Raw genomic sequence first — 12,856 nt, forward strand, 5'->3', positions numbered from 1 at the left:
CGTTACCTCACCAACTAGCTAATCAGACGCGGGTCCATCTTATACCGAAAAACTTTTCACACTGCATCATGCGATGCCGTGCGCTTATGCGGTATTAGCAGTCGTTTCCAACTGTTATCCCCCTGTACAAGGTAGGTTACCCACGCGTTACTCACCCGTCCGCCACTCAGTCAATAAATCGTCACCCCGAAGGGATCGTGATAAATTGCTTCGTTCGACTTGCATGTGTTAAGCACGCCGCCAGCGTTCATCCTGAGCCAGGATCAAACTCTCATGTTAAAAAGTTTAATTCCGAATCAGTATAAAACTGACTTGTTTACTGTAAATGTAAGAATCAAAGATTCTTACTAGAACACGAATTTTGAAATCAAGTTTCAAAATTCATATTCATATAATAAAGGTTTTGTTTCGTCTTAGAAACTAAATGAATTTCAAGGATACATGTTTTAAAAACTTGTATTAATTCAAGGTTTGTTTCACTGTTCAGTTATCAATCTTCACTTTGTTGTTGCCTTCAGCAGCAACTCGTTTATACTACCACGATGTCAGCTTTTTGTCAACAACTTTTTTGATTTATTTTTCAAAATCTTTTTTAGAAAACTCACTGTTTTCTAAGTGGTTACCGCTCTTAGCGGAACGAAAAATATAATATCATCCGTAACCGTTTTCGTCAACACTTTTTTGAAAAAAACTTATTATCTTTATATTCCGATAATTCTTTCAATTACATTGTTACTATAAACCCAATATATTACTTGGTTACTCTGAGCATTCTCCCTTACAAACCTGCCTATGCTAGATGTAGGAAAACAATCAGCAATAAACATCAAAAGCCATATAATTAGTAATCCCTCTATAAGGCCAGCTATTATACCTAATAGGCGATTTACATCTTTTACTCCAGGAACAAATCCAATAGCTTTTATTATTTTATCCAATATAAATATCAACAAAACACCAACAACTACGCATAATATAGTAGAAAAGCCCTTAATCGCTGCCAATGCTAATTCTGTAGCAATTAAACTAATCGTCATGTCTATAGATGTCTGTACAGATTCTAATACCTTATTTTTAATATTTGCTGGTACTATCTTCATGACTGCATCTTCTCCAGATCCAGCCTCCTCTTCTTCAGATACTCTATATCTCTCATGTAAATGATTATCTATATTCGTCTGTATTGTTTGAGGTAATGCTGTACTTGTAGATATATAGCCCGATACAAACTCACTTCCATAATTTACAAAGCATATTAAGAAAATCCATGATACTAGACCAAATATAATCCGTAGCATGCCCTTTGTAGCGCCTCTAATAATACATATTAATAATATTATGATTATTGCTATCAATAGATAATTAATTTCCATCTTACACCTATTTTAAGTATATCTCTTCTGTCTTGTTCTCTTGAATTACATAGTATCTTCTAGATGTGGTTGCCGGAATAATGCTATATACTGATTCATCAAATGTGTATGAGAATCTTTCAAATCCCTGCAAATTATATAATGCCACTTCATTTCCATTATTAATGAATACTTCGTTATTATCCAAAATAGTTACATCCTGATAACTATTAGCTATTTCTTTTGAAACACATTTAAATCCATAAAGATTATATACATTTAGTTCATTTACAACTTCTCCATTATCTAATGCTTTTTCGCATACAAATCCAAAATGTGTGTCGTTGTAAAAGATACTCTTCATTTCTATTCCAACTGATATATCCTTAGCTACTGTAGCCTTTGTATTATTGTTAAAAATGATTACCCTTGAGTCTGAAAAAGCTATAGCTTTATTGTTCTTTACAAAATCTACTTTTGGAATAAGAGCTCCAATATATTGATATGTCGCAACTATATTATCCTGCTCTTTTTTTCCTGCACTTGTGAAATCATAGAATACAAGCTCAGAAGATACTTCTCCATCATCGATATTAACTATAGAAAGCAATAGTCTTGTTGCATCTGATGATAACGCCATGGATATAGGAAATCCTCTATTTTCAGGATGAATTTCTCCCGAAACCAGTAATGTTCCATCTCTATCATACATTTGTATGTAGCTTGTTGTGCCTTCTTGCAGCAACATCGCTACCGTTCCCTGAGAAGCTATTTTTGCTTCAATTACCGGCGTAGTGGTTGATATAGAGCGCACAAACCCTTTTGTTGAAAAAATGTCGACCTCTGAACCTTTCTTATCATAGACAACTATGTAATCATCGCATATATCAATGCTTGGATCTACCATGTCATATGTATAGTTCCATATTAAGCTTCCATCGAAATTTGTATAAAAAATACCATCTGCACTATATTTTATTAGATTGTTATTATAGCTAAGGTAATGGCTTTCAGCTGAATCCTGTCGTTCCCAAGTCTTTTCAACTTCATAGTCGTCATAGGTGGTTACTATTCTAATTGTAAGTATAGATACAACTATTATTAATAAAAGCAAAAATATAAAGAAGTAGCGCTTTTTCGGTGGATTGTAGTCGTCATCCATCTTAACTCGCTCTTCTTTGACCTTTACTTTTTCTTCTTTTTCGTCTTCATTATCTTTTTTGTTTGGTAAAGTTATTATTTTAAATTCTTCCATTATAACTGCGCCCTACTTAAAAAATAATGGGCTGCTTTCACAGCCCATATGTTTAGTATGTAAAAATAGCTACTTGATATGGTGCAACAGGGAATGCGATTGAGTACTCTCTGCCGTCACATTCAGCTTTTTCAGGTGTGTAACTCTTTTCGATGATACTTCCTGGACCACCAAACTTCTCTTCTTCGCTATCAAGCAATAACTTTAGCTTTCTGTTTTCTGGTACACCTACTTTATAATCGTCATATCTCATAGGTGTCATATTGATAACAAACAGCATGTTATTCTTGCCACTTTTTGATTTTCTTATAAAACTAAATATGCTTCTATAGTTGTCATTAGCATTTATCCACTCAAAGCCAGCCCATGATACATCCTGCTCGTACATAGCTGGATACTGACGGTAGATGTGAAGAAGCTCTTTAAACATTGTTGCTACATGTCTATGATTTGGATTTTCCAAAACATACCAATCAAGCTCTCTTGCCTCACTCCACTCAGTGCCTTGAGCAAATTCCTGACCCATAAATAACAGTTTCTTGCCTGGATGACCCATCATAAATGCATATCCAGCCATAAGATTCTTATATTTATCAAGCTCTAAACCAGGCATCTTTGCAAGCATAGATCCCTTTAAATGAACTACTTCATCGTGGCTAAGCACTAGAATATATCTTTCAGCCTCATTGTAGCTCATAGCAAAAGTCATTCTATTGTGGTTATCTTTTCTAAAGTATGGATCTAACTTCATGTAATCAATAAAGTCATGCATCCATCCCATGTTCCATTTGTATGAGAAATTTAAACCGCCATCTTCAACATCACCTGTAATCTTTGGCCATGCTGTTGATTCTTCGGCAATCATTACAACACCTGGATTACGGCCTCTAATAAGCGTATTAATGTGCTTAAAGAGCTCTATAGCTTCAAGATTTTCGTTTCCGCCATATTCATTGGCAACCCACTGTCCATCCTGCTTTCCATAATCCAAATAAAGCATTGATGCAACTGCATCGACTCTAAGTCCATCAATGTGATAGTGCTCAATCCACTGTAAAGCACTACCAATTAAGAAATTCTTAACTTCTGTCTTACCATAATTGAATATCTTTGTGCCCCAGTCTGGATGCTCACCCTTTCTTGGGTCTGGATATTCATATAAAGGTTGACCATCAAAGTCTGCCAATCCATGGGCGTCTCTTGGGAAGTGGGCTGGTACCCAATCCAAAATAACGCCTATTCCATTTTTGTGGAGATAATTGATTAAATACATGAAATCATCAGGTGTACCGTATCTTGATGTAGGTGCATAGTAACCTGTAACCTGATATCCCCATGAACCATCAAATGGATATTCTGATATTCCCATCAGCTCCACATGAGTGTACCCCATATCCAAAACATATTCTGTTATGCTATGAGCAAATTCCTTATATGAGTAAAAACCATCGTTTTCTGGTCTTGGATGACGTTTCCATGAACCAGGATGCACCTCGTAAATGGCCATTGGCTGCTCCCAAAACTCTTTGTGAGACTTACGCTGTTTCATCCATGCCTGATCTGTCCATTTAAATTTACTTGTATCGTAGAGTCTTGATGCTGTACCAGGTCTGACTTCTGCATAACTAGCATATGGATCTGCTTTATATAGTTTAGTACCATCTTCTGTATAGATTAAAAACTTATATAGCTGACCTTCCTTTGCGCCTGGAATAAATGTCTCATATACTCCAACCTCCGCTGGCTCAACTCTATGCATAAGATTGCTGGATTCGTTCCAGCCGTTAAATTCACCAATTACTGCAACACTTGCTGCATGTGGTGCCCAGACATCGAAATAGAAGCCCTCTTCCTTTCCGTGCTTACCCTTGTGTGCGCCTAATTTCTTGTAGATGTCATAGTGAGTACCCTGCCCAAAAAGGTAGGCATCTAAGTCTGTAAAATTGCTCATATACTTCATTCCCCTTTTAAATAAATTACTTATCAAAATCCTTTTCCTTTAAAATGACGTTGCCATTCTTGTCGTATTTTGGCTTATTGAAAAATCCACCCTTAGTAGACTTTTCAATGGCATCGTCCATTATCTCTGCTACCTCCTTAACAGTGGTGACGTGGTCATATCGACCGATGAGATTTATTCTGTTATATAACGCAAGTATTCCCATATCGTCGATAGTACAACCAGCTTCTAATGCATATGTCTTAGCAAATGAAACCAGCTCATCAATTGAAAATACTGGTATAACAATCTTTTCTGTAAATCGCTTTGCAAAGGAACCATCCCTCATTAAAGCCTTATCGATTCCCTTTTTATTATCCTCAATGATAATAATTGTTCCGGAATCATCTGTTTCCATCAATAATGATAAAGTAACTGCTGTTTCTTTTGAGATTCCTCCAGCTGATTCTATAATCAGGCAACCACCCTGGATCTTGGCATAAAGCTTTTGTATATCCTTTTCATTAAGCTTTTCGCCGGAAATCTTTCCTATTCCACCCTTTGGATAGCCAACCTTTTTCTGTAAAACCTTTATGATGCTGGTTGCCATCTGTGTCTTTCCAGATCCAGGCTCACCAACAATAACAATGCTTCCGCCATTGTCACCAGGATGTCTAAGATGCTCTGCTGTTCCTGCGATGGCACGTACAATACTCTCCTTCATACCGTCGATTGGTAAGAAATAAGAGAATATATCTAAATCTTCTTCCTCAAGATCCACTACCGTGGTTTCTCTATAGGTAAATGCTTCATGATTTGATTCTGGTACATAAGGCTTTACCTCAGGCATAACCTGCTGAACAGGCTCTTGTTCTATTTCTACCTGTTGTGGTATTGGTTCCTCAACCGAAACCTCCGGTATGTATGGCTCTGCATACTGTTCAGGCTCAACGTATTCTTCTTGAACAGGAGCTTCTAATTCTTCCACAGGAATTTCTTCTGCATCAAATGAAGATGTACCAGACATCTCTTTAAGGATATCCTCTGGAATAATGATTGGTGGAAGCTCAAAATCATCATCGATAGTCTGCTGAGATTGTGGTGCCTCATCAATATCCTCAGAAACATCTTCGGAAGAATCCTCTACAAATTCTTCATTCAAGCCTTCTGGCATTTGGATAGTTGGTAATTCTGGCTCATCTTCCTTTTTAGGAACTGTTAACCTATCGATTTCTTTCTGCAATAGACTATTCATATCTGCAATCATCTGTGATGCTTCTGTATAGTCTACTTCATCTTGGTCCTCCTCGGACTCAAGTACAGGTGGCTCCCAGCTTGTAGTATCTCCTAATGAAACACCTGCGCCATGCATAAGAGCCCCAGCTGCTGCAATTTCTGCTCCTGCCGCTGCAGCCTCTGCTGCACTAACTACTGGAATATCTACCAATCCCTGCTGCATACCATCTGTAGATAACTTTGGAATAGCAAATCCTGTATGTTCCGTAGCCTTTTCTTCTAAGTCTGCTATTTCTTCATCTTTAGGAATATCGCTAGTCTCGATTTCTTCCTCAGGTATGTCTTCTTCTATTGCTACTTCTTCAGAAGCTATTTCCTCTGGCTCCTCAGGTAGCTCAGGTAAAACAATTTCTTCTGTTTCAGTAGACTCAATAGCCTCAACAGGTGCTGCTGCATCTGCTGTAGATTCATTTGACAAATATTCTTCTTTTAAGAGGTCTTGAGGGCTTACACCTGCATCAAGCTTTGACATAGCTCCTTCTAGTCGATTTAAAACACTATTTGCCTCTCTTAATGCCTTTGCACGTGCACTTTCAAGCTCTTTTGACTTTGCATCTTCCATGGCAGCTTCAGCTGCTCTTTTTGTCTTTTCCCACTCAGCCAAAACATCTTCGATTGTCATTTGACCTTCGATTTGTTCTTCTGTCTCTGTACTGTCATCTGTAAGTCTTAGACTGATTTGACCATCAAAGCCTTCTTCGAGGTATTGCTGGAATGTATCATTGATTGAGAACTCTTCTGTTTCTTCTTCAATTGGCTCTTCCGGTACCTGAAGATAAGGTATCTCTTCAACAAGATTTTTAATTGCATCAATATTCTCTGATACCTCTCCAGTATCAGTAGCTTTCATGATTTCATCAATATTCTTTTTTATTTCTGCCTGAAGATTTATTGTGTCAAAACGTTCTGGACCTTCTGGCAATTGAATCTGCTTAATGTTTGGAACCACACTACTTGATTCAGCAATAATTTGAGGCGAAATCTCTGTAATACCGTCTTTCTTTTGCTGGAAATTACGGTATTTATCCTCTTGACTTTTATCAAGAGGCTGATAGAGCATTTTTAATTCAAGAGCTCTCTCAACTACTGGACCATCACCAAACCAAAGTATGATTTCATCACATAATGCGATACATTTATCACCTTGATTGGTTTTGTGGTAAAGATAAGCAAGCTCGTATGCCCACTCTTCGATAAAATCACTTTCTTTTAATTGTTCAAGGATTTTAATAAGAGTAGCATTATCCGCGCCCTTTGCTACATTGATGTTATATTTTAAGATATATCTTAAGCTATCATGAGGTGCAATTTGAACAAATTCGTTGTAATACTCCTGGGCTTCATCTATATCTCTTAATTTGATAGAAATCATACAAAGCTTGTATAGAATCATTCTGCCTATTGGCGAACGCTCGTGGGCAATTAATAATAAATCTCTTGCCTCTTCGATTTTTCCACAAGTCTCATATGATTCACTTCCTGCAATTAAGTCGTTTATATTATGAACCTTGCGCCAGTTTATAGTATCAGCAACATTCATTGCATCTGCAAACTTATTTTTTGATACGAGATTTTTCATCTCTTCGATTCTAGTACGATACTCCATTTTTTCCACAAAATTATTCTCCAAAAGTCATACTTATAGTTATAAGGATTTTAACATAGGTCTTCTTTAAAATCAAAAAAACCAGGAGGAAAAAATCCTGGTTTTTGATTGATTTATTTATTCTTTTTTAGGTGAAAATTGAGGTTTGTCCTTTTAAAAGCTTTATCCTCACGTTTTACAAGTTTATTGGTAGCTAAATCAATATAATCCATCAATATGTACTCGCCAGTATCTCGTGGAAGATTGCGCTTTGATACCAAATATGTGGCTGCTCTACCTACAATGTAATGAATAATTGCAACTATTGGCACAGCAATAATCATTCCTCCAATGCCAAAGAATCCGGCACCTACTACTACTGCAAATACTACCCAGAATGATGATATTCCTGTAGAGCCACCTAAAATCTTTGGCCCTATAATATTTCCATCAATCTGCTGCAATATCAGGATAAATATCAAGAAATATATACCCTTTACTGGCTCTGTTAAGAAAACAATAAATACTGTTGGAACAGCTCCTATGTATGGACCAAATACCGGAACAACATTTGTTACACCTACAATTACTGATATAAGCACTGGATATGGCATGCTCATGATCAAACAAGCGATATAGCATATTATTCCGATTATGATTGAATCTATAATTTTTCCTATGATAAAGCCATAGAATATTTCTGTAGATTTCCTTGTGATTTCAAGAATTATGTTTGAATACCTAGGTGCAACTAGTCCACATACAAGCTTTTTAGCCTGAGCCTTAAATGTCTCTTTTGACATCAAAACATATACAGAAACAAACATTCCGATGACTATGTTTACAATGAATTTACCAACTGATAAAACACTGCTAGTAATCATAGACATCATATCAGTAGTGTCGTAATCAATATATTGGTCAGCCAAAACAAGTCCCTGATCAACCAAATCACCAATATTATTGTCTTTTGCTTTCATTAAGACTTCTTCGTATTGTCCCTTAGTAATGTCATTACACCAATCTAATACTCCTGCAATCTGTTCTTCAATGTGATTAGCAAGGTAAAGTATGGTATTAAAGAGATTTGGCAAAATCGATGCAATAATAAACATTACCACTCCCGTTAAAATAACAAGGGAAATGATTGACGATAAAGCTCTACTTGCCTTTCTAACTCCATTATCCGTCTTACATACTAAAGAAAATGGCATATACAGTCTTTTTTCAAAAAAGGCCATTATTGGATTCATCAAAAATGCCATGACGAATCCAATAAGAATCGGTTGAATAACTTTATTTACATGATTCAATGCCATAGATACACTTCTACTATTTCTTAGTAGAAAATAAAATGAAATCGTCACACAGGTTGCAAATACATAGCTACACAGCTTTCTTCTTAATGCCTTTTGTTCATTTTTTTCGTTATCTTCTGGCATAACAGCCTCCTATCACAACTATTGTCTGTTGTAGTTTATTAAACAGCCCTTGAGAATAATCTCTCTCTCATCATCTGTAAGGTCGCCTAAAGTCATTGTAAACTCCTTTAGACCTTCTTCTTTTACAACATAGGCTTTAATTACCTCAGCCTTATTTACAACAGCTTCTTTTATTCCAGGAATAAAGATATAATCAAGATTCTTGAATGGAAGCTCTCCTTCTGGAATTACAAATGGAAGCATACCCCAGTTAATAAGGTTTGAACGATATCTCTTTGTGGCATATTCATTGGCAATGTTTGCCCATCCACCAAGAACCTTCTGACATGAAGCTGCCTGCTCTCTTGCTGAACCATCACCTGGCTTTACAGCAAAGATAGTAGAACCAACACCGAAGTTATCATGGTTAACATCTGGATACGTCTCCTTAACCTTGTGAACAATTTTCTTTAATTCTGGAACTGCTTCTCCTGCACACTCGCCAGCCTCAAGCGCCTTTTGAGCTTTCTGTATATTCTTTGCACGTCCAACATACTCTGGATCCTTACGAGAAAGTGTAAACTCAGCAAGTCCAAGTGGATTTGAACGATATGATGATGTCTCACCTGAAGGAATAAGCTCATCTGTTGTAGTTACAGGATCGTGAATCTCTGAAACAACCTGAAGGAATAAATTCTCTGGAAGAGCGCTCATCTTTGGCCAGTCTTTAATGTTTGGACCAAAGTGAATCTCTGTCTCAGGTTCAGCAACTCCATGTGAATCAAATACGCGGTTAGCATAAATTCTTCCGTCAAAGTGATACTTTGGCTTACTGAAATCAACATCCATATCTGTTGCTGCTGTAAGGAATCCCTTATTTGCTGCTGTTGCTGCGATTGAGCGAGCATCCATAAGAGCAACTGAAGCAATCTGACCATTCTGAAGCTTAGAACCTTCACGGTTAGGGAAGTTTCTAGTAGAGTGGCGGATTGAGAAGCCGTTATTAGATGGTGTATCACCAGCGCCGAAGCAAGGTCCGCAGAATGCTGTCTTAACGATAGCACCTGTGCTCATAAGGTCTGCAACTGCACCGTTCTTAACAAGCTCCATATAAATAGGTGTAGATGCTGGATATACAGAAAGAGTGAACTCATCTGGCCCAATGCTGCTTCCTCTGAGGATATCTGCTGCATCACAGATATTTTCGAATCCACCGCCAGCACAACCTGCGATAATACCCTGATCTACGTATAATTTTCCGTTTCTAACCTTATCTTTAAGCGAGAATTCTACCTGACCATCAAGAGAAACCTTTGCGCGCTTCTCGCAATCATCAAGAATGTCCATAAGATTAGCATTTAATTCTTCGATTGTGTATGTGTTGCTTGGGTGGAATGGCATAGCAATCATAGGCTTAATCTCATCAAGATTAATCTCAATCATGCCATCATAGTAAGCAACCTGTCCTGGGTTAAGCTCCTTATATTCTTCTTTGCGACCATGAATCTCGTAGAATTCCTCAGTCTTTTTATCTGTAGTCCAAATTGAGCTAAGGCATGTTGTTTCTGTGGTCATAACATCCACGCCAATTCTGAAGTCCATAGAAAGGTTGGCAACACCTGGGCCTACAAACTCCATAACTTTATTCTTAACGTATCCCTTATCGAATACCTCTCCGATAATAGCAAGTGCAACGTCCTGTGGACCAACACCCTTTCTTGGTGTACCTGTCATATATACGCCAATAACGCCTGGCATAGCAATGTCATATGTCTGATTAAGAAGCTGCTTAACAAGCTCTGGGCCACCTTCGCCCATAGCCATTGTTCCAAGGGCTCCGTATCTTGTGTGTGAATCTGAACCAAGAAGCATCTTGCCGCCTCCGGCCATCATTTCACGAGCAAACTGGTGAATTACAGCCTGATGTGGTGGAACATAGATTCCGCCGTACTTCTTTGCACATGTAAGTCCAAACATGTGATCATCTTCGTTGATAGTACCACCTACTGCACAAAGTGAATTGTGGCAGTTTGTAAGGCAGTATGGAATAGGAAACTTCTCAAGGCCTGAAGCTCTTGCTGTCTGAATAATTCCTACATAGGTGATATCATGGCTTATAAGTTTGTCGAACTTAATCTGCAAATTGTTCATATTACCTGATGTGTTGTGATCAGATAAAATGCCATAAGCCATAGTTGCCTGATGTGCCTGTTCTTTAGTAACGTCAAGGCCTGTCGCTGCTTTAATAGCGGCAGCTGCCTCGTGACCGTCTTCAACGATCTGTGTGCCATTAACTAGGTATACTCCGTTGTTGTAAAGCTTCATTCCTTAATTCTCCTTTTTTAGTGCTTTAATCCAAAAAGACCGGAAAGGCCTTTCTTTTCAGGTTTCTTAGGTTCTGTATTCTCCTCCTCTTGCCACTTAAAATACTCGGCATCTAAATCCTCTGAAGATATGAGATTTTCCTCATTTTCTTCTTCGTTAGGCTGATCTAAATCCTCGTCTATTTCAAGACCGGCACGTGCAAAATAATCTTTATCAATACGAATCTCAGGAGCTGCATATTTTGGAGCACTATCGAAATCTTCTTCTGTGCCCTCCTCTTTTTCCTTGCGGATTCGCATGTTTTCTTCATCAATTAATCTCAGATATTTTTGAGTATCAATCAAATCACCTAGATGACTCTTTAATTCCAACTGATTAGTTTTAACTGATTTTGCTTCTTCTTTAATTTTCTTAGTTGCTTCTTCGTATATCTTAGTAATAGAATCCTGGGATTCTTTTATAATGTCTTGTATAGAATCAAGAGCGTTATCTGTATACATTAAAGATGCAGCATAGATATCCTCGGCTTTTCTTGTTGCCTCAAATACAATGTCATCTCCCTGCTTTTGCATTTCACGATTGGCCTTATCACGACTTTTGACAGTAAGCTCATGCTCCTCCATCATATCGTACATACAAGCATTTAATTCTTTTAAAAGATCCATCATTTCGTTTTTGTTGACAATGACATTTCTTGTGCTGCCTTCATAAGGCTGTGCTTTTGAAAATAGCACATGCATATCTCTTAATACTTTTTCTGTTCTATCTTGTGCGCCCATATATTTATCCTTTTCTATAAATAATTAAGCTCTATATACAAAAATACCGAGCCAATCTCTAGATATCATTTGGTAGCCGCTCTGTGAGGACTCCCTTCAGGTGACCCCGCGTCAGATGAACGGTCCTACTTAGTGCTGCTGCATTCCTGCCCTGACACGATTCGTAGGTGCCCATTACGCAGGACCCAAAGATCATAGCCCCCATAAAGCGACCGCCAAATGATATCTAAATTTATTGCTCGGAGTCCTTATTTTAAGCTAAAAAGGACTCCTTTGTCAATAAAATCCATGTATTACATAATTTGATTTTTCTGTTCCCTTAACTCTTCAAAGAATTTCGTCATCATCTGAGTGCATCTTTCGCCTAAAATTCCTGTCTCCAATTCGCACTGATGGTTGAACTTATCTATCTGTAAAATGTTGATAACTGAGCCTGCACAGCCTGCTTTAGGATTCATAGCTCCCACTACAACTTTTGGGATTCTAGCCTGAACTATTGCTCCTGCACACATTTGACATGGCTCAAGAGTTACGTATAAAACACAATCTTCTAGTCTCCAGTCGCCTGTCTTTTTACAAGCCTCTGAAATTGCTGCAATTTCTGCATGAGCTAAAACACTCTTTTCAGTATTTCTTCGATTGTATCCACGTGCAATTATCTTATCATCTTGAACAATTACGCAACCAATTGGGACTTCGTTAATGTCATAGGCTTTTTGTGCCTCCTTTAGAGCTTGCTCCATGTATTTTTCATAGATTTTCAGATTATGCTTTTCGTCTTTCTCTATCTGCTTGGCTAAACGCTTTTCTTCGCGTTCCTCCTTTGACATCATAGATTTTCCCCTCCTGTTTTGCTATACTTTTCTTGTAAATAGCGAATATACGCAATTTCTGCTATGTTATT

8 protein-coding genes, 1 rRNA gene and 1 other RNA gene are annotated in these 12,856 nt (G+C 37.7%); all 10 read right to left on the reverse strand.

The annotated features are described in order from the left end of the window. Window positions 1–279, reverse strand: a 16S ribosomal RNA gene (locus T498_RS0100005); the annotation flags it as partial. Between the two features lie 422 nt (window positions 280–701). Continuing rightward, complete coding sequence (locus T498_RS0100010) at window positions 702–1,373, reverse strand: CvpA family protein (RefSeq protein ID WP_028234135.1); 672 nt, start codon at window positions 1,371–1,373, stop codon at window positions 702–704. Between the two features lie 7 nt (window positions 1,374–1,380). After that, window positions 1,381–2,607 (reverse strand): DUF5711 family protein, encoded by a 1,227-nt coding sequence (locus T498_RS0100015; protein WP_028234136.1) that lies wholly within the window; start codon window positions 2,605–2,607, stop codon window positions 1,381–1,383. Window positions 2,608–2,659: 52 nt separating this feature from the next. After that, complete coding sequence (glgB, locus tag T498_RS0100020) at window positions 2,660–4,558, reverse strand: 1,4-alpha-glucan branching protein GlgB (protein WP_028234137.1); 1,899 nt, start codon at window positions 4,556–4,558, stop codon at window positions 2,660–2,662. Between the two features lie 25 nt (window positions 4,559–4,583). Further along, window positions 4,584–7,457, reverse strand: a complete 2,874-nt coding sequence (locus T498_RS0100025; RefSeq protein WP_028234138.1) for a hypothetical protein — start codon at window positions 7,455–7,457, stop codon at window positions 4,584–4,586. Window positions 7,458–7,561: 104 nt separating this feature from the next. Then, on the reverse strand, window positions 7,562–8,869 hold the full coding sequence (locus T498_RS14385; protein WP_051524506.1) for an AI-2E family transporter: 1,308 nt from the start codon (window positions 8,867–8,869) through the stop codon (window positions 7,562–7,564). 18 nt (window positions 8,870–8,887) lie between these two features. After that, on the reverse strand, window positions 8,888–11,173 hold the full coding sequence (locus tag T498_RS0100035; protein ID WP_028234139.1) for a hydratase: 2,286 nt from the start codon (window positions 11,171–11,173) through the stop codon (window positions 8,888–8,890). Between the two features lie 17 nt (window positions 11,174–11,190). Beyond that, window positions 11,191–11,952, reverse strand: coding sequence for a hypothetical protein (locus T498_RS0100040; RefSeq protein WP_028234140.1), 762 nt, complete (start codon window positions 11,950–11,952; stop codon window positions 11,191–11,193). Window positions 11,953–11,998: 46 nt separating this feature from the next. Further along, window positions 11,999–12,195, reverse strand: an RNA gene (ffs, locus tag T498_RS16430) — signal recognition particle sRNA large type. 50 nt (window positions 12,196–12,245) lie between these two features. Beyond that, complete coding sequence (tadA, locus tag T498_RS0100045) at window positions 12,246–12,695, reverse strand: tRNA adenosine(34) deaminase TadA (RefSeq protein WP_036977609.1); 450 nt, start codon at window positions 12,693–12,695, stop codon at window positions 12,246–12,248. Window positions 12,696–12,856: the final 161 nt, after the last annotated feature.

Origin of the sequence: Pseudobutyrivibrio sp. MD2005 (assembly GCF_000621865.1) — a bacterium.
GTDB lineage: Bacteria > Bacillota > Clostridia > Lachnospirales > Lachnospiraceae > Pseudobutyrivibrio.

Bases quoted from the DNA above. Each gene is read 5' to 3' on its own strand.
- T498_RS0100010 (WP_028234135.1), bottom strand. From the start codon at position 1,373: ATGGAAATTAATTATCTATTGATAGCAATAATCATAATATTATTAATA.
- T498_RS0100015 (WP_028234136.1), bottom strand. From the start codon at position 2,607: ATGGAAGAATTTAAAATAATAACTTTACCAAACAAAAAAGATAATGAA.
- glgB (WP_028234137.1), bottom strand. From the start codon at position 4,558: ATGAGCAATTTTACAGACTTAGATGCCTACCTTTTTGGGCAGGGTACT.
- T498_RS14385 (WP_051524506.1), bottom strand. From the start codon at position 8,869: ATGCCAGAAGATAACGAAAAAAATGAACAAAAGGCATTAAGAAGAAAG.
- T498_RS0100035 (WP_028234139.1), bottom strand. From the start codon at position 11,173: ATGAAGCTTTACAACAACGGAGTATACCTAGTTAATGGCACACAGATC.
- T498_RS0100040 (WP_028234140.1), bottom strand. From the start codon at position 11,952: ATGGGCGCACAAGATAGAACAGAAAAAGTATTAAGAGATATGCATGTG.
- tadA (WP_036977609.1), bottom strand. From the start codon at position 12,695: ATGGAGCAAGCTCTAAAGGAGGCACAAAAAGCCTATGACATTAACGAA.